The organism is Kribbella yunnanensis (genome assembly GCF_039529655.1).
In the GTDB taxonomy this organism is placed as follows: domain Bacteria; phylum Actinomycetota; class Actinomycetes; order Propionibacteriales; family Kribbellaceae; genus Kribbella; species Kribbella yunnanensis.
Map to the genome: position 1 here is coordinate 125,973 of NZ_BAAANF010000008.1, position 17,303 is coordinate 143,275.

A 17,303-nucleotide genomic window follows, 5' to 3' on the forward strand; every position below is an offset into this window, starting at 1 on the left:
CGGTCAGGGACTCTCCGTACTACATAATGCCTTGTATGGGGGTCCCAACCAGACTAGGCCGTTACGTCGTGCGCCGACGCCTGGGCTCAGGCGGTTTCGCTACGGTATGGCTCGCTCGCGATGAGCAACTGGACGCCGAAGTGGCGATCAAGGTGCTCGCCGACAACTGGGGGCACGACGACACCGTCCGCCGCCGGTTCCTCGAGGAGGGCCGGTTCCTGCGCCGGGTCGAGTCCGAGCACGTCGTCCAGGTCCACGATGTGGGCGAACTGGAGGACGGCAGGCCGTTCCTGGTGCTCACGTACGCCGACCGCGGCACGCTCGCGGACCGCCTGAAGAAGGAGCCGCTGCCACTCGCGGCGGCCGTCGACGTCGTCGTACAGGTCGGCCGCGGGCTCCAGGCGCTGCACAGGCGCGGCCTGCTGCACCGCGACGTGAAGCCGGCCAACGTGCTGTTCCGCAGCACCGATGACGACGGCGAGCGCGCGGTCCTGTCCGACCTCGGCCTCGGCAAGTCCCTCGACGAGGTGTCGAGGATCACGCTCCCCGGCGGCACCCCGTCGTACGTCGCCCCTGAGCAGGCGATGGGTGAGCGGCTCGACCAGCGCGCCGACCAGTACTCGCTGGGAGCCGTCGCGTACGCCGCTCTCACCGGCCGCTCGCCGCACCAGGTGGACGGCCTGGGCGCTGCCGGCCGGGTGACCGCCCCGCCGCCCCCGAGCACTCTCGGCTTCGAGCTGCCAGACCAGGTCGACGCGGCGATCGTGCGTGCCCTCGACCCGGACCGGACGAAACGCTGGCCCGACGTACCGACGTTCACTCGTGAGCTCGTCGGCGCCCTCGACGAGACCACCCACGGCATCCTCACGAAGGTCCGCCCCACCATCACGATCGGCGAGGCGGAGGACGACGGCGAGGTCACCGCCCTCAGCGACGCCAACCAGCCCACCATCGTGAAGTCCGGCGAAATGGTCGCGGCCGACGACGACGAGACCGTCGCCAACCCCACGGCCGCCCTGGCCACGACAGCTCCTGCGGAGACGGGCAAGAAGAAGCCCAAGTCCAAGAAGGCCCAAGCCGAAGCCAAGGCCGCCGAGCCGGGCACCCCATCCGCCAGCAGCGCGACCGTCGAGAGCGAATCCAAGTCCAGTACGACGGCATCCGCATCCAAGGCCGGTACGACGGGCTCCGGCTCCGCGGGCGATGAGTCGGCGACGGTCGAGGCCGCATCGGTCGGCATCGCGAGCGGTCTCGGTGAAACCACAGCCCCCGCGAAACCCCTTAAGCGGCGACGCGGTCGCTGGGTGATTGCCGCCGTACTGGCCCTGCTGATCGGCGGCGGCGCCGGCTTCGCCGGCCAGCGGTACCTGTCGGCCCACGAGTTGGTTGCCGTGAGCTACAGCGGTATCGGGCTCAACGTGCCCAGAGGCTGGCTGCAGTCGGTCGCCGAGGAGCCGTGGCAGCCGCCAGGCGCCAAGGCGCAGAGCCCGGCGGTCCGGATCAGCAAGACCGGCCAATGGGGTTCGAGCGCCGGCGTGTTCGTCGGTCTGGCCGGGATCAAGGCCGACCAGTTCAAGCTCACCACCGACGACAACTTCAAGTGCGAGATCAAGGAAGAACCGACCGCGTGGGGTCAGGGCGACGGCACGTTCAGTGAGCAGTTCTGGCAGAACTGCGGTCCCAACAGGGGTATGCTCCTCCAACGAGTTGTGGTGACGGGGACCAACAACTCGATGCTCATCCAGGTTCTGCTACCGGGTGACGACCGCGACCTGGCCCGCGAAATCGCCAGCTCGGTCAAGTACACCGGCTGAGGCCACAGGGGGGATGAGCGCCTGCCCCTGTCGTTCGACCTGTCCGAGGAAACCCCTGTGCGTGTCACCACGGAACGGCTCCGCCCGTCCCCTGCCCTGATCCAGTCCACCCGCCGCCGCTTCTACCGGCTGCGCTCCAGCATCTTCCGCACCATCTGGCCGGTCGACTGCTGAGCTACGGCCAAGGTCGTGATGGAGGCGGTTCGCGTGTTGTTTCGAGGTATTTGGACAACACGCGAATCCGTCTTAGATGAAGTGAAAGTTAAATCCGCTCTGTCAGCGGTTAAGATTCGTCCACTCTTGGTATGGGCTAGTGAAGTCTGGAGCTTTGATGGCTACGCCCTGGGAAATGCTTGCGTCAAGGACTTTGTTGCTTTGTCGGTGGACCCATTGCCTCGCTTCAAGATCGAACGACCAGTTCTGATATATGCTGCCATTGCAGCGTTTTAACGTAACGCCCGCAGACGCGCTCGCGTCTAGACAGTCTCCGCTAGAATTCAGGTGCTCCAAAGGTCCTGCTGCGGCGACTCTCCTCCACTGCTGATATGTGCTCTCGGAATTGCAGGGCTGGAGTCTGACGCCCTGCGATGCGCTGGCATCAAGGCAGTATTGGGTGCCAGCGTTTCGTGCCGAAAAGTACCCCTCGATGGTTGGTCCCATGCGTGGGGTTTTGGCTTGAGCCTGCGATGGCAGCAAAGCTGCAGCGGTTATGACGACAAGCGTCGCGACGGCCAGAGGCTTCCGCATCGATGAATCCTTTGGGTTCGAGGTGAGGTTCTACAGTCTGTCCGCGACATCCTATTTCCATCCATGGGTGGCTGGCGACCGTCACGACAGAACTGCACGTTGTTGCACCAGAGACTGGGCAGTGCTGACTTTCAGCTGCAGAGATCCGGAGAGTTGACCGTCAGGATGGCGCGAGCGGGATGTCGCGCCGTTCGACACTTTCCGAGGCGTGATCCAGGATGTCGCGCAATGCCGCGACATCCTGCGGAAGCCCGGTGACGGCGATTTCCACCATCACGTCGCCACTGTCAGCCGCGACCCAGCGGATGAACCCGTAGCGCAAGATCGCGTTCGGCGACAGGTCGCGACCGGGCACGTACTTGTAGGTCAGGGTGGCCGTATTGCCGTCGTCGACCTGGGAGAGGATCTCCACGTGCTGGTTCTTGGGCAGTCCGAGCAGTTTCTTGACCCGAGCCGCCATCGAGGCTGCCGGCGGCCGAGTCTCCGGGAAGCCGGCTTCGATCCTGACCCAGCGCTTGCCGAGGGGCTCGTTGAAGCGCGCGTTCTTCGGCGGGTCCTGTTCGATGTATGCCCAATCGTCGGGGAGATCCAGCGTCACCACCGACTTGAGTGTGCCCTGCACCGTGAAGGTGCGCGATCGGTAGGTCAGATCGTCGGCCCGCAGTGGCTTGCTGTTGTCCGGGATCGGAATGCGCGGATCGGTCGAGTCAGGCGTGGGGGTCGGGCTTGGTGGTGTCGCTGCTTTGATCTGGCCGAGCGGCATCGCCTTGCCGGTGGCCGAGATTGAGCGGTCCAGGGCGGTCAGCCAGCCCACGCCGTACCCGCCGGCGCCGCCGATGGCGATCATCGCCATCAGACCTGACGCCAGCACCGCAGTCCCCCGACGTGCCATGCGTGCCCCACCTCCCCAGAAACCCGTCTACTGGAGAAGACCGCGGACACCGGCGCAAGGTTGCATCAGCCGAGTAACAATTCCGTGAAAGTCCACCAGTACGAACTGAGATTGTCTCAGTCCTTCGGCGTCACCGATGCGGCCGCCTCCTCGGCGATCCGGTCGAGGGCCTTCTGGTCCTGTGGCAGTCCGACGACCGACATCTCGACGTTGGCCCCGTCCTGGCCGGGGGTGTTGATGTACTGCACAATCACCGGCCGGGTCCACTGGTCGGGAATGTAGCGGTACCTCAGTACCGACACCTGCCGCGGTTGGCCATCCGTACCGGTGATGCTGTCATCGGACTGCCCGAGGAACTCCAGGGTGTTCTCGTACGCGACGTTGGCCTTCAGCCCGGGGATCAGTTGGTCGCGCTTCTGCTTCGGGGTCAGCTTGATCGGGTAGACGGTTGCCAGCCGGATCCAGCGCACGCCCTTCGGATCGGTGATCTTGATCTGGCCTTTGTCGATCACCGAGTCCTTCCACCCGACCGGCACCCGCATCCGCAAGCGAACTGCCGGCTGCCCCGGCATCTCGACGTTGTACGTCTGCCAGTGGAACTTGAGGTCCTCGGGGAAGAGGGCTTCATAGCCGTTCGGCACCGGGGTCTTCCGGGGCAGTGGCGCAGTGGTTGGTGGGACCGAGACTCCGCCCAATGGAGCAGGCACTCCGGACGCGATCGGGTACGACGGTTTGGTCAGCTCGCCGGCGTAATAACCTCCGGCGACGCCGAGGGCGGTCGCGAGCAGCAACCCGCCGACCAGTACCACCCGCTTCACCCGCACCGAGCCATCTTCTCAGGCACCCCACCCACCGAACCAAACCGACTCATCCTGGGGTGTCGCCCGCCAGCTCCCGCCGTACCGCCATCAACGCGAAACCCAACAGGTTGAGTCCACGCCACTGCCTAGGCTCCTGAGCCCGTACGTCGTCCGCCGCCAACCCGATCCCCCAGATCCGATCCACCGGACTGGCCTCGACCAGGACCCGGTCCTTGGTCCCGAGCAGGTACGCACGCAGATCGTCGTACTGACTGAATTTCGCCGCGTTCGCCGCAACCACGATGTCGAACCGATGCTCCGCCCAGATCGCCGTGTCGAAGTTCCGCACCTTGCGGCCAAGGGCCTTGGCCTGTGCGGGACTCGGTACGGCGAGGATCTCGGCGAGTGTCTGCTCGTCGCCGAAGGTCCTCGCCTTGCCGGCCATCATGAAGTGCTCGGTCGTCGCATACCTGACGCCGTCCACGACGAACGGCGCCGGCCACCACTGGCTCAAACAGCCCGGACCCAAACTCCCGTCCCGCTCCGGCTCATGCCCCCAGAACAGCACGTACCTGAACCGCTTCCCGGCAGCAACCAGCCGCTCAAGCTCCACACGATCACGAACCATCAACTCAGCTTGCCAGCTCCTGCGACCCGGCCCGAGTGTGTGGAGTGTGTCGCCGACTGCGACCACCGTGCCGTTGTCCAACGATTACCCACGACACAGTCCCCCCAGTCGAGGAAGGGCGGTCGCTGTGACGCGCGACCGAAGCCACCGTGCCCCGCGGAGCGGTAGGAGGTCAGCCCTGGGTCAGTAGACCTCGATGCGGTCGAGGCTGATGACGGTGCTGCCGGAGGACGGGTTCTTGTCGCCGGTGACTCGGATCTTGAGGGTGTGCTCGCCTGGGGACAGGGTCGGGCTGATGTAGGTGAGCTGTTCGCCGACGCGGATGGAGCTGTAGTAGTCGACGCGTTGTTCGGGGCCGCCGTCGATGGAGATGCCTGCGATGCCGTTGCCGACGTCGGCGACGCTGAGGAGGGCGACCTTCGTGCCGGAGAAACGGATGGTGGCGGAGGCGGTCGGGTCGCTGCTCCAGTGGTCGTCGCCCCAGAAGCACTGGTTGCCGCAGCCGGATCCGGAGCTCCAGTTGCCGGCGTACTCGACCTGGTTGAGGCCGGTGCCGGTCTGGGTGTCGTTGATCCAGTAGTTGGCCGAGCCGGGGTCGCCGGAGGGCAGGGTCTGGGTGGCGCCGGCGGCGAGTGGGCTGCCGAGGTTCGGCGTACCGTCCGCGTTCCAGCTGATCTTCTGCGCGCGGGAGGTGCGGAAGGCGTAGGTGTAGGTGCTGGTGTTCTTGCCGTGGTAGGCGATCCAGTCCTGGGTGCCGTCGGGGGACTTGAAGAACGAGTGGTGGCCGGGACCCCAGACGCCAGTGGAGTCGTTGCGGGAGAAGATCGGGCCGGGGTGCTGCTTCCAGTTCGCCGCGACCATCGGGTCGGCGTTGTTGGCCAGGCTCTTCATCCACAGTTGGTAGTCCGGCTTACCGGTGTCGCAGCTCGAGTACGTCAGGAAGATGCGGTCCTTGCCGTACAAGGGTGTCGGTCCTTCGCGGACCTCGCTGCAACCGCCGTCGGCCGGGATCGCGACGCGTGAGCCGGTAGACGTCCACGGGTTGCTCATCCGGACGATGTAGAGCTGCGCCGGTCCGCCCTGACCGCGACCGGGTCCGGTCCAGACGAAGTACTGCTTGCCGTTGACCGTGATCGGCTCACCGTCGATCGCGTACTCACCGAAGTCGGCGATCTTCGCCTTGAACGTGTACGGGCCGAGCGGGTCGTCGCCCTGCGATTCGAGCACGTACATGCGGTGGTTGGCGTCCACACCGTCGGAGGCGGTGTAGTAGATGTACCAACGGCTCCCGACATGGCGGAACGCCGGCGCCCACATCTGCGTGTTGCGACTGGGGTCGCTGTCGCGGAAGACCACCTTCTCGGGCTGGACCAGCAGCGTCGCGAGGCTGTCCGACGACCAGATGCCGATCCGGTCGCCGCGGGTGGTCGCGACGTAGTACTTGCCGTTGTAGTACATCAGCGACGGATCCGCCGACGGGTTCACCGGGTTCCGGAAGGTCTGGGACTGCGCCACAAAGCCCTCCTGGACTTCGACTGCTGGTGCGGTGCTCGCGACGGTCCCGATCAGGACGGCGGCGAGCAACGTGCTGAGGATGGGGCGGACGAACCTCATGGCAGGACCTCTTTCGAGCCGCTGTGCCAACGTTGTAGAGGCCTTTCTACGATGCCGCTACCAACGTTGTAAACAGTTCACACCAGGATCGAACAGCCGGCCCCGGAACCACGGCCCGGCAGCAGGCGTCGTAGCTCGCATGAAGCTCAAGGTGCGGGTCGTGCACTACCGGGAGGACTCCTGGTACGCCGACATCGACGACGCCGACGATCGTCAGCCCGACGATCCCTACTGGTACGCCGCCGGTTGCCGCTCCCAGGCGGAGGCGATCGGGCTCGCTTGCGCGCAACTCGCCGTACTGGACCAGGCCGTTGCCGCGGGCACTCGCCTGAACCGGGTCAGTGCGATGGCCAGCGCTGCCTGACCGGGGCGGTGGGGTGGGGAAGGTATTAAGTTGGCCGGATCGATACCTGCGGATGCCCGTTGAGCCCTGGTAGCGGATGGTGACCGCCCGTCATCATGGAGCGATGTTGGGGGAATCGGAAGGTACCAAGGGTGAGGCCACGATCGAGCAGATCGGGCGACGCAGAACCTTCACCAGGACACTGCAGCTCGCGCTCGTCCTGGCCGTCGTGCAATGGCCGATGCGGAACGCGGTCCAGGCCGGTGCTGATTGCGAGATCCCGGGTCGACTGTCGTTGCTGGTCGACGGCACGTTCATCATGGCCTACGTCTATGCGGCGTACCGGGGCTACAAATACGTCCGGTTCCTGAATCGCCAGCGCTGGCAGACAGTCGCGGCGGTCGGTTCGTGGCTGGTCTTCCTCGCCGCGGTCCTGGACGTCGTCGAGGACGTCACGCTGTGGTCGGACTTCGGCGCCGGTGCCTGTTCGGACCTGTCAGCCGGCTGGCTCACCACGGTCATGCATGTGACCTTCGTGGTCGGCTGGCTGGTCCTCGCGCTCTGCTACTTCGCGACCAGCCGCTTCGGCCAGCAGAAGCTGCACCATGTCGAGGTACCGCCGCCGGCCACGTTCTCGCCGAGCCAGAACGGCAGTCCCGACGCCGGCAAGCTGGTGATCACGTGCTCGGGCGGTGGCATCCGGTCCGCGTCCTTCTGCCTGGGCGCGCTGCAACACCTGCGCGAACAAGGCTTCTACGACAAGGCTTCCACCGTCATCGGCGTGAGCGGCGGCGGCTACACAGCGGCCGCCTTCCACGTCCTTCGTCGTGCCGTCCCGGACCCGTTCGCCCAAGGTTCGCCCGAACTCGCCCGCCTCCGCCGCCAGACGCGGTACCTGCTGCAAGGCGGTCGCGCGATCTTCCTGGCCGGCCTGTCGGTCCTGTTCGGACTCATCGTCAACCTGCTGCTGATCGGCATCGTGCTGCGTTCGATCGCGTGGGTCCTCGGCTGGTTCCTCGGCAACCAAGGAGTGATCAGCGAGGGCTTCACCGAGATCAACGTGACCTGGCGGCCGAACGGCTCGTGGAACTTCCTCGCGCTCGCGGTCGGTCTGCTCGCGATCAGCGCGGCCGTCTTCCTGATCGAGAAGGTCTGGGACCGCTGGGCGCGAATGCCTGACGTCGTGCGCAAGGTGCTGAACTCGATCAGCACCTTCTCCCTCCGGTACGGCGTTCCGGTCGCGGTACTGCTCCTCGGCGTACCAGGCGGTCTCTATCTGGTCGGCCAACTCCCCGGCGATACCGGATTGCCGTCCGAATTGCTGGCGCTGGTGGATCCGACCAAACAAGGTGTCGCGTCGTTCGGTGCGTTGGTCGTGGTGCTGATCGGTCTCGGCCGCTCGGTGTGGAACGGGTTGGCGACCGAAGGCAAGGAGTCGTCCAAGCTGAGGGATCGGCTGCTCGCGTTCGCGCGGACCAAGCTCGCGCCATGGGCCGGTACGGCGATCATCGTGCTCGCGGCAACCATCGTGCTCCTGCGCTGGACCGGCGGTTACGCGACCGACAAGGACTTCGCGAGCGACTGGGGTGTCGCGGTGATCCTCGGGGCGATTGCCGTTGGCATCAAGGTGTTCACCGACGCGAACCGCACGTCGCTGCACTCGTTCTACCGCGAGCGCTTGTCGCGCGCGTTCCTGGTCGAACGCAAGCCCAACGGTTCGGCCGCCTCGATCGACTACTACAAACGCCTCCGCTACTCCGAATGGGCCACGCCAAAGATGGAGGAGCCGCAGCCCGTGGAGGAGCCGCAGCCCGTGGAGGGCGCCCCCAAGGTGGCGACGCCGAAGATGGTGGGTCCGCGGCTGGTGATTGCGGGTGTTGCGAATGTCGAGGATGCGGACTTTGTGCCGACGCAGCGGGACTGTGTGCCGTTCGTGTTCGACTCGGACTGCATCGGCATCATCGGCGACCGGTCGCTCCCGGACGGCGGTCGTCGCCGGACCGCGGACTACGAGCGCGAGGCCGACGTCCTGCTGCGCGAGGTGACGGTGCCGGCGGCGATGGCGATGAGTGGTGCCGCGCTCAGCCCGTTGACCGGTCGGGTGAACGGGCGAACGCGCCCGATTCGCCTCCTGCTCGCCGTACTGAATGCGCGCCTCGGCGTCTGGCTGCCCAACCCGTACTGGAACAACCACGAGGACGACGCCTTCCCGCCGGTCACGGGGTTCTTCCCCAAGCTCAGCCGGTACGTCGGCAGTGTCATCGACAAGCCTGGTCCGTACCGGCTGCTGCGCGAGGCGATCGGGTCGCCGTCGATGTACGACCGGCGGATCTATGTCACCGACGGCGGTCACTACGACAACCTCGGTCTGGTCGAGGCGCTGCGCCGCAAGCCGGCCCAGGTGATCGTGATCGACGCGTCGAACGATGCCGAGGACCGGTTCAGCGCACTGGCCGAGGCGATCGCGACCGCGCGGATGGATCACGGCATCGAGATCAACATCGATCCGTCGCCGATGATCCGCGGGAACAAGGCTCGTGCGGATCGTGCCTGGGTCTACGGCATCGCAACCCATCCGCAGACCGAGGAAGAGGCCAAGAAGAACGAGGATCCGTACAAGACGGAGATCTTCTTCGTGAAGGCGGTGCTCGCGGGTCAGCTCGACTGGGACCTCGAGGTCTACGCCAAGCGGCATGAAGACTTCCCGCGGCGGACCACCAGCGACCAGTTCTACGACGAGTGGGACTTCGAGGCCTACCGCTCACTCGGCTTCGCCCTGGCCGAATCGCTCACCGGCCACCACCGCGTCAAGGACCGCCTGAACGCGCCCTAGGCAACGGACTGTTACTGAACCGGTTGTCTCTGTGGATATCCCCACAGCCTGTGGATAAACCAACATCCGATCCTGCGGCTGCACGTGCAGTCCGCAGGGTGAGCGATCGCTTGCCGTGCCGCGGTCCTGGTGATTCGATGTGTGGCTGTGCCGGAAAACTTTACGAAGATTTAGTCGTGACCTTCGGCGCGCCAGGTCGTTGATCTGTCAGACAGTTTGGATCAACGGCACAGATTTGCTGGGGAATCTGGGAAGGACCGCCCGTGTACCGATTCAATCCGCCACCTGATTGGCCCGAGCTGCCCAGTGACAGCTGGCGGCCGCCGCCAGGCTGGGAGCCGGACCCGGAGTGGCCGGACGCCCCTGATGACTGGGGTTTCTGGCTCAGCTGGACCGGACGCCCGGCCAGCGGTCCGCTCGGCGCGTTCGGATCGGTTGATGCGGGCCGCCTGGAGCTGGCCGCCGTCGATCCCTCACTCGTTCTGATGCACGCCTGAATCACCAGCTGTTCGCCCCGCCTACTACAGGCGCAGTCGGCGGGCGGCGAACCGGCTCCCGTCCGCCCCCGTGGGGACGGGAGCCGACTCATACTGTCATCTTAACGCCGTTCGGTGTTATCTTCTCACTTGACCTAACAGTGGGAGGGGGATCCGGGTGGCCTGGATGGGCATCGACCTCGGCACGCAGAGCGTGCGGGCCGTGCTCGCTGGTCCCGACGGCGCTGTCCTGGCCCGGGCGGCGCGGCCGCTGACCAGCGTCCGAGACGGTGTCCGCCACGAGCAGGATCCGCAGCAGTGGCTCGACGCCGTCGATGCGTGCCTGGCCGAGATCACGCCGTACACGGAGGCCTTGCAGGGCATCGCAATCTGCTCGACCTCCGGCACCTTCCTGCTGACGGACCGCGCCGGCCGCCCGATCACACCTGCGCTGATGTACGACGACGCTCGCTCGGCCGCCCGTCGTGTCCACATCGTGGACGCTGACCCGGACCGCTGGGCGACCTCGATGCAGCCGACCTGGGCCCTGCCGAAGATCCTCGAGCTGGTTGCCGACAGTGATCAACGAGTTATCCACAGTGCTGATTTCGTCGCTGCCCATCTCGCCGGGCACCCCGTTGCGACCGATACGAGCCACGCCCTGAAGACCGGCTACGACCTGGTCGCGGGCAGTTGGCCGACCGCGGCCTTCGACAAACTCGGCCTGCCGAGCGAGGTCTTCCCCGAGGTCGTCCGCCCTGGCACCGAACTCGGCCGCACCTCGGCCGGTGTGCCTGTGTACGCCGGAATGACCGACGGCTGCGCGGCCCAGATCGCGGCCGGTGCACTCTCTCCGGGCGCCTGGAACTCCGTGCTCGGTACGACGCTCGTCCTCAAAGGCGTCAGCGAGAAGTTGCTCGACGACCCGACCGGCGCGGTCTACAGCCACCTCCATCCGGATGGCGGCTGGCTTCCCGGCGGCGCATCCAGCAGCGGCGCCGGCGTACTGACCGAACTCCTGCCGGGAGTCGACCTCGATGCGTTCAAACCTCAGCCTGTCGATGCGGTGATCTACCCGCTGACGAAGCCGGGTGAGCGCTTCCCGTTCGTCGCGCCGCAAGCCGAACGCTTCACGCTGGGCGCGATCGACAGCGACCTCGACCGGTACGCCGCGATCCTGCAGGGCGTGGCGTTCGTCGAGCGACTCGCCTTCGAGCATCTCGTCGGGCTCGGGGCTGACCCGGTTCGCACGGTTTCGCTAACCGGTGGCGCGACCCGCAGCGAGTATTGGAATCAGCTCCGCGCCGACACCCTCGGCGTACCGGTTGAGCTTCCGGTGGCCGCAGACCCGGCGTACGGGATGGCTGTCCTTGCCGCGTCCGCTGGGGGCAGCGTCACCGAGACTGCTCGGCGGATGGTTCGCGTCGACCGCGTTCTCGAGCCGCGACCGAGCCGCCTCGACGACCTGTACGACGCCTTCGTGGCGGAGCTCGATGCGCGGGGGTATCGCGGATGAGGACCACGATCGTGCTGGCCCGGCATGGGCGGACGGCCTGGCATCACGGCAACCGCTACACCGGTTCGTCCGACCTGCCGATCGACGAGGTCGGCCAACAGCAAGCCCAGCAACTGCGCGAGTGGGCGATCGACTTCGCGCCTGACGCGTTGTGGTGTTCGCCGATGCTGCGGGCTCGGCAGACCATCGCCCCGACCGCCGAAGCGCTCGGTTTGGAGCCGACGCTGGACGCGCGGTTGCGAGAGGTCGACTTCGGATCCGCCGAGGGCAAGCGACTCTCGGAGCTGCCGCCCGCAGTGGCCAAGGCCTTCGAGCTCGACCCCGTCCGCGACCACTTCCCCGGCGGCGAGGACCCGGCCGAAGCCGCCGACCGGGTGGCCGAGGCGTTCGCCGAGATCGAGGGCAGCAAGGTCCTGGTGGTCGCCCACAACACGCTGATCCGGCTGTTGGTGTGCAGGGTGCTCGGCCTCCGTTTGAATGACTACCGCAGACTTCTTCCTGCACTCGGTCCCGCGGCGCTCGTGCGCTTCCGACGTCAGGACGGCACAGTGGGACTCGAGTCGTACAACGTTCCCGCAGGACGAATGGAGAACCCGTCATGACCACAGAGCCCGAGGGTGAGCTCAGTCGTCCCGCGCGCCGGCAGGCGGAGATCGCGGCGTACGTCGTCGAACACGGCTCGGTGTCGGCCAGTGATCTGGTCGAGGCGTTCGGGGTGAGTGTGATGACGGTGCATCGCGATCTGGACGAGCTCGAACGGCAAGGGGTGGTTCGCAAGTATCGCGGTGGGGTGAGTGCGCAGCCGACGAGCGTCTTCGAGAGCAATGTCGCGTACCGGCTGAACACCGCGCAGACCGAGAAGGCCGCGCTGGCCCGGTACGCCCGGACGATGATCGAGCCGGGGATGTCGGTGATGCTCGACGACTCGACCAGCGCGCTCGCCCTGGTCGACCTGCTCGAGGACATCACACCGTTGACCGTGGCAACGAACTTCCTGCCCGCGATCACCGCGCTGACCGGCCGGCGCGACATCAGCCTGGTCGCGCTCGGCGGGATCTATTCGGCGACGCATGACTCGTTCGGCGGGATGCCGTGTGCGGAGGCTGTCGAGGCGCTGCACACCGACCTGCTGTTCTGCTCGGTGTCGGCGGTTTCGCCGACGCACGCGTTCCACCAGGAGGAGGAGATCGTCCTGGTGAAGCGCGCGATGCTGCGGGCCGCGAAGACCAAGGTGCTGCTGGTCGACCACGCCAAGCTGCAGCGCACCGCCCTGCACCGGCTCGCGCCGCTGAGCGACTTCGATGTCGTGGTGGTCGACGAGAAGACCCCCGAAGAGCTGATCCGCCCACTGCGCGACCACGGTGTAACCGTGGAGGTCGCCACCTTCTAGAGGGGACCCCGGTATGGACATCGGAGTCGATGTCGGCACCACAGTGACGAAGGCGGTGGCGTTCTCCTCGGATGGGCGGCCGCTGGCCGAGGCCTCCCGGCCGACGCGGCTGGTTCGCCCGTCGGTGGGCCGGTTCGAGCACGAGACCGCGGAGATTGTTGCCTCGGTCAACGAGGTCGTCGGCGAGCTGGCGGCTGCGGTGGGAACCCGGCCGGGCGTTCTCGCGATCACCGCGCAGGGCGACGGGCTTTGGCTGGTTGACGATGCGGGAGCTGCCGTTCGGCCGGCCATCTCGTGGCTGGATGCGCGCAGTAGCGGGATCCTCGAGCAGTGGACGGCGGACGGTGTCGCCGACCAGGTGTTCCGGCGCTCCGGGAACCGGATGTTCCCGGGCGCATCCGGTCCGCTGCTGGCCGCCGTACTGGCTGAGGAGCCGGCGGTGATCGCGGCGGCCGAGACTGCCGCGTACTGCAAGGACGTGGTGATGCAGGCGTTGACCGGCGTCCGCGCGACCGATGTGTCGGATGCGTCGGCGCCGTTCCTCGACCCGCGGACCAGCTCGTATGACGAAGAAGCCTTGTCAGCAACGGGTTTGGGGGAGTTGCGCCACCTGCTGGCACCCGTGGCGTCGGATGGACCGGTGGGCGAGTTGCGGGATTCGTCGACCGGAATGGCTGCTGGGACGAGGGTTTCCGCGGGTCCCTATGACCTTCCGGCCGCCGCAGCTGGGGCTGGGGTGGAGACGCCCGGCGATGCGCTGCTGACCGTCGGTACGACGCTCGCCTGCCAAGTGGTGACTCGCAACCTGCCCGTGGATGGTGAACCGGCCGGGTTGTTCCTCGGCACGTGGACACCGGGGACCTGGTTGCGCGCGATGCCGGCCATGGTCGGTACGGCGGCGCTCGACCGCGTACTCGCCCTCGTCGGCGCGACCACCGAGCAGCTGCCTGCGTTCCTGGCCGAGAGTCCGCCCGGCGCTCAGGGTGTCACCGTGCTGCCGTATCTGTCCGAGGCCGGTGAGCGCGCGCCGTTCGTCGACACTCGGGCACGCGGAACGCTGGACGGCCTCTCGTTGTCCACGACCACCGCCGACCTGATCCGTGCAACCTGCGAGGGGATCGCCTACGCGGCCCGGCATTGCCTGGAAGCGGCCGGGTGGACCGGCCGGGTGACCGTGTGCGGGGGAGGTGCGCGAAGTGCCGAGTGGACGCAGATCCTGGCCGACGTACTGAACGCGCCCCTGCACACCACGGCCGCCGAGCAGGTTGCCGCGCGTGGTGCCGTGATCTGTGCCCGGCGAGCGGCATCCGACGAGGTCGGGCCGGAGTGGATCGCGTCGACTCGACAGGTTGATCCCGACCCGGGCCGGGCCGCGTTCTACGCCGAGGGATACGCCCACTACCTGCGCCGGATCGACAACGCCCGCGCCCGCTGGTCCGACCCCGCGCCGACGTCTTTAGGAGCTTGATGAGAACCGTCACCACTCTGCTCGCCGGCGACCACTTCGTCCGGAACTCGCTGCTCTCGTCAGCACTGCAGTCGCTGGCGGACGTGCGGTTCGACTTCCGCGAAATCACCTTGCCGTGGCCGCTGACGCCGTACAGTGCCGTGGCCGAGGTTGACGAAGCGAGTGACGCCGAGGAGCAGCTGATCGCGGCCCTGCCTGGGGTCGAGGTGGCGATCACGCAGATGGGACCGTTCACCGAGCGAGTGCTGGATGCTGCTCCGGATCTGCGCTTCCTGGTCGTCTGTCGTGGTGGTCCGGTCAACGTGAACGTGCCGGCCGCAATCAAACGCGGCATCACCGTTGCCTCCACCCCCGGACGCAACGCCGTGGCCGCGGCCGAACACGCGGTCGCGCTGATGATGGGGGCCTTGCGCAACCTTCCGCGACTACACCGCACGCTGGAGCTGGGCGAGTGGCGCAGCGACCTCTACGCGTACGACGAATGTGGCGCGGAGCTGGATGGTGCCACCGTCGGCCTGGTCGGGTACGGCGCGATTGGGCAACGAGTCGCTAGGGTCATGCTTGCCTTCGGCGCACACGTGGTCGTGGCCGACCCGTACGTCGACCCGTCGCGCGTCCTGCCCGGTATCGAGGTCGTCGAGCTGGATGAGCTCCTGCGCCGTTCGGACGTGGTCAGTCTGCATGCGCGGTTGACCGAACAGACTCGCGGCATGATCGGCGCGGACGAAATCGCGCGGATGCCGCGCGGCGGCGTACTGGTGAACACGGCACGTGGCGGTCTGCTCGACTATGAGGCGGCCGTAGATGCCCTGGAGTCGGGGCAGTTGGGCGCGGCGGCCTTCGACGTCTTCCCGGTGGAGCCGCTGCCGACTGGCTCACGGTTGCTCACCGCACCTAATGTCGTGATGACCCCGCACCTGGCCGGAGCCACCCGGCAGACCGCTCTGCGCGCGGGATCGATCGCCGCAGAGGCCGTTGCCGCGTACCTTGCGGGCGCGGAGCCTGCAGGGCTGGTCACTGCCTAATGTGAAATTGGCTAGAAAATCACAGAGATTCTCTATACCTCACCAGGATCTGGTGATAATTTCACGGCGTGCCAGAGAATCCGGTAGGTCTGCGGTCGCGGCGGCGACGCGAGTACTGGTTGTTCGCGGCACTGGTCGCCCCGAACCTCCTGGTGATCGCGGTCTTCGCGTACTGGCCGATCATCTACAACGCGTTCCTCAGCCTGACCGACTGGAACATGATCGCGGCCCGGCCGGCGTTCGTCGGGCTGGCGAACTACGGGCGGACGCTGACCGATCCGGCGTTCCATCGGACTCTGTGGATCACGGTCGTCTTCACCGGGCTGATCGTGGCCGGGAGTCTGGTGATCGGGCTCGCGCTCGCGTTCCTGTTCAACCTGCCGCTGAAGGGCCGAGGCGCGGTTCGGACGATCGCGTTCGCGCCGCATGTCCTCTCGGGCGCTGCGGTGGCGACCATCTGGTTGTTTATCTTCGACCCCGGCTACGGTCTGCTGCGCGGTCCGGACTGGATGAACAACTCTGACTACGCCCTGCCTGGACTTGTCATCGTCTACCTGTGGAAGAACGCCGGCTTCGCCGCGCTGATCTACCTGGCCGGCCTGCAGGGACTGCCGAAGGAGCTCGACGAGGCGGCGGTGATGGACGGCGCGAGTACGTGGCGGCGGTTCCACGCGATCAAGCTTCCGCTGCTGGCGCCGATCACGTTCTTCCTGTTGATCACCACGGTGATCGGGACCTTCCAGGCCTTCGACGTGATCGCGGTGATGACCGGCGGTGGGCCGGGTGACGCCACTACGACGTTGAGTTGGGCGATCTACAACGAAGGGTTCCAGGCCTTCAACGCCGGCCGGGCGGCCACGTTGTCGATCATCATGTTCGTCATCCTCCTGGTCGTCACCACCGTTCAGGCGCGAGTGCTGGAGAGGCGGGTGCACTACCGATGAAGGTGCGTGCGCTGCAGTACGTCGTACTGGTCGGAGTCGCGGCGGTGTTTCTCGGACCGCTGTACTGGCTGGTGTCGACGGCCTTCAAGGAGTCGGCGGAGATCTACCAATGGCCGCCTGCGTGGTGGCCTGATCACTTCACCTGGGAGAACTTCGCACTGGCGTGGAAGGCCGCGCCGTTCGACCGGTTCTTCGTGAACTCGACGGTGATCACGGTGGCTGGAACTGCGCTGAAGGTGACGAATGCGGTGCTGACGGCGTACGCGTTCGCGTATCTGCGGTTCCCGGGGAAGAAGGTGCTGTTCTTCCTGGTGCTCGGCGCGATGATGGTGCCGGGACATGTGACGCTGCTGCCGAACTACTTGACTGTGGCAACGTTGGGTTGGATCAATACCTATGCAGGGTTGATCATTCCGGGGATCGGGTCGGCGTTCGCGACGTTCCTAATGCGGCAACACTTCCTCACCTTGCCGTCCGAGGTGACGGATGCTGCGGCGGTCGACGGCGCCGGTCACTTGCGGACGTTGTGGCGGGTCGTGCTGCCGATGTCGCGGCCGATGCTCGTCACGGTCGTCGTGATCACTGCGGTCGAGGAGTGGAACAACTTCGTCTGGCCGTTGATCGTCACCAACACCGCGTCGATGCGGACGCTGCCGGTCGGTCTGCTGATCCTCAAGGACGAGGAAGGGCTGGCCAACTGGGGGACGATCATGGCCGGGACGCTGCTCGTGCTCGCGCCGATGCTGCTGATCTTCCTGATCGCCCAGCGGTACATCGTCGGTGGAATCACCCAAGGCGCGTTGAAGGGATGAC

General features: G+C 66.5%; 16 protein-coding genes. 11 read left to right on the top strand and 5 right to left on the bottom strand.

What is annotated here, in order from left to right; genetic code table 11:
* Positions 1–68 precede the first annotated feature (68 nt).
* Entirely contained in the window at positions 69–1,814 is a 1,746-nt protein-coding gene (locus ABD231_RS12040; RefSeq protein ID WP_344149543.1) for a protein kinase domain-containing protein, read from the top strand.
* A 276-nt stretch (positions 1,815–2,090) separates the two neighbouring features.
* Here ABD231_RS12040 and ABD231_RS42155 read toward each other — a convergent pair whose 3' ends face one another.
* The 5 genes from ABD231_RS42155 to ABD231_RS12060 all read right to left on the bottom strand — a co-directional run bounded on the left by ABD231_RS42155 (position 2,091) and on the right by ABD231_RS12060 (position 6,495).
* Entirely contained in the window at positions 2,091–2,561 is a 471-nt protein-coding gene (locus tag ABD231_RS42155; protein ID WP_425554171.1) for an RICIN domain-containing protein, read from the bottom strand.
* 160 nt (positions 2,562–2,721) lie between these two features.
* The gene (locus ABD231_RS12045) at positions 2,722–3,453 is read right to left on the bottom strand and encodes a hypothetical protein (RefSeq protein ID WP_344149545.1); all 732 of its coding nucleotides are present in this window, start codon (positions 3,451–3,453) and stop codon (positions 2,722–2,724) included.
* Between the two features lie 116 nt (positions 3,454–3,569).
* Positions 3,570–4,277 carry a hypothetical protein gene (locus tag ABD231_RS12050; RefSeq protein ID WP_344149547.1) on the bottom strand — a complete coding sequence of 236 codons (708 nt, stop codon included), beginning with the start codon at positions 4,275–4,277 and terminating at the stop codon, positions 3,570–3,572.
* Positions 4,278–4,320: 43 nt separating this feature from the next.
* Positions 4,321–4,881, bottom strand: coding sequence for a riboflavin biosynthesis intermediates N-glycosidase (gene ybiA, locus ABD231_RS12055; RefSeq protein ID WP_344149549.1), 561 nt, complete (start codon positions 4,879–4,881; stop codon positions 4,321–4,323).
* A gap of 183 nt (positions 4,882–5,064) precedes the next feature.
* Positions 5,065–6,495 (bottom strand): family 43 glycosylhydrolase, encoded by a 1,431-nt coding sequence (locus ABD231_RS12060; RefSeq protein ID WP_344149551.1) that lies wholly within the window; start codon positions 6,493–6,495, stop codon positions 5,065–5,067.
* 139 nt (positions 6,496–6,634) lie between these two features.
* Here ABD231_RS12060 and ABD231_RS12065 point away from each other — a divergent pair, with 139 nt between their 5' ends.
* From ABD231_RS12065 to ABD231_RS12110, 10 genes are all read left to right on the top strand, one after another.
* Complete coding sequence (locus tag ABD231_RS12065) at positions 6,635–6,859, top strand: hypothetical protein (RefSeq protein WP_344149553.1); 225 nt, start codon at positions 6,635–6,637, stop codon at positions 6,857–6,859.
* A 103-nt stretch (positions 6,860–6,962) separates the two neighbouring features.
* Entirely contained in the window at positions 6,963–9,671 is a 2,709-nt protein-coding gene (locus ABD231_RS12070) for a patatin-like phospholipase domain-containing protein (RefSeq protein ID WP_344149555.1), read from the top strand.
* A gap of 263 nt (positions 9,672–9,934) precedes the next feature.
* Positions 9,935–10,168, top strand: a complete 234-nt coding sequence (locus ABD231_RS12075) for a hypothetical protein (protein WP_344149557.1) — start codon at positions 9,935–9,937, stop codon at positions 10,166–10,168.
* Positions 10,169–10,334: 166 nt separating this feature from the next.
* Positions 10,335–11,663, top strand: coding sequence for an FGGY-family carbohydrate kinase (locus ABD231_RS12080; RefSeq protein ID WP_344149559.1), 1,329 nt, complete (start codon positions 10,335–10,337; stop codon positions 11,661–11,663).
* Positions 11,660–12,265: a histidine phosphatase family protein gene (locus ABD231_RS12085; protein ID WP_344149561.1), complete on the top strand. Its 606-nt coding sequence runs from the start codon at positions 11,660–11,662 to the stop codon at positions 12,263–12,265. The genes ABD231_RS12080 and ABD231_RS12085 overlap by 4 nt, the downstream gene beginning before the upstream one ends.
* Positions 12,262–13,053: a DeoR/GlpR family DNA-binding transcription regulator gene (locus ABD231_RS12090; protein WP_344149563.1), complete on the top strand. Its 792-nt coding sequence runs from the start codon at positions 12,262–12,264 to the stop codon at positions 13,051–13,053. Before ABD231_RS12085 ends, ABD231_RS12090 begins: the two co-directional genes overlap by 4 nt.
* A 13-nt stretch (positions 13,054–13,066) precedes the next feature.
* Positions 13,067–14,521, top strand: coding sequence for an FGGY family carbohydrate kinase (locus ABD231_RS12095; protein ID WP_344149565.1), 1,455 nt, complete (start codon positions 13,067–13,069; stop codon positions 14,519–14,521).
* Positions 14,521–15,546 carry a 2-hydroxyacid dehydrogenase gene (locus tag ABD231_RS12100; protein ID WP_344149566.1) on the top strand — a complete coding sequence of 342 codons (1,026 nt, stop codon included), beginning with the start codon at positions 14,521–14,523 and terminating at the stop codon, positions 15,544–15,546. The genes ABD231_RS12095 and ABD231_RS12100 overlap by 1 nt, the downstream gene beginning before the upstream one ends.
* Before the next feature lie 68 nt (positions 15,547–15,614).
* Positions 15,615–16,490, top strand: a complete 876-nt coding sequence (locus ABD231_RS12105) for a carbohydrate ABC transporter permease (RefSeq protein ID WP_344149567.1) — start codon at positions 15,615–15,617, stop codon at positions 16,488–16,490.
* Positions 16,487–17,302 (top strand): carbohydrate ABC transporter permease, encoded by an 816-nt coding sequence (locus tag ABD231_RS12110; protein ID WP_344149569.1) that lies wholly within the window; start codon positions 16,487–16,489, stop codon positions 17,300–17,302. Before ABD231_RS12105 ends, ABD231_RS12110 begins: the two co-directional genes overlap by 4 nt.
* The last annotated feature ends 1 nt before the right edge of the window (position 17,303 follow it).

Coding starts and splice junctions, on each gene's coding strand:
- ABD231_RS12065 (WP_344149553.1), top strand. CDS start 6,635: ATGAAGCTCAAGGTGCGGGTCGTGCACTACCGGGAGGACTCCTGGTAC.
- ABD231_RS12060 (WP_344149551.1), bottom strand. CDS start 6,495: ATGAGGTTCGTCCGCCCCATCCTCAGCACGTTGCTCGCCGCCGTCCTG.
- ABD231_RS12070 (WP_344149555.1), top strand. CDS start 6,963: ATGTTGGGGGAATCGGAAGGTACCAAGGGTGAGGCCACGATCGAGCAG.
- ABD231_RS12090 (WP_344149563.1), top strand. CDS start 12,262: ATGACCACAGAGCCCGAGGGTGAGCTCAGTCGTCCCGCGCGCCGGCAG.
- ABD231_RS12085 (WP_344149561.1), top strand. CDS start 11,660: ATGAGGACCACGATCGTGCTGGCCCGGCATGGGCGGACGGCCTGGCAT.
- ABD231_RS12100 (WP_344149566.1), top strand. CDS start 14,521: ATGAGAACCGTCACCACTCTGCTCGCCGGCGACCACTTCGTCCGGAAC.
- ABD231_RS12095 (WP_344149565.1), top strand. CDS start 13,067: ATGGACATCGGAGTCGATGTCGGCACCACAGTGACGAAGGCGGTGGCG.
- ABD231_RS42155 (WP_425554171.1), bottom strand. CDS start 2,561: ATGCGGAAGCCTCTGGCCGTCGCGACGCTTGTCGTCATAACCGCTGCA.
- ABD231_RS12045 (WP_344149545.1), bottom strand. CDS start 3,453: ATGGCACGTCGGGGGACTGCGGTGCTGGCGTCAGGTCTGATGGCGATG.
- ABD231_RS12080 (WP_344149559.1), top strand. CDS start 10,335: ATGGGCATCGACCTCGGCACGCAGAGCGTGCGGGCCGTGCTCGCTGGT.
- ABD231_RS12110 (WP_344149569.1), top strand. CDS start 16,487: ATGAAGGTGCGTGCGCTGCAGTACGTCGTACTGGTCGGAGTCGCGGCG.
- ybiA (WP_344149549.1), bottom strand. CDS start 4,881: ATGGTTCGTGATCGTGTGGAGCTTGAGCGGCTGGTTGCTGCCGGGAAG.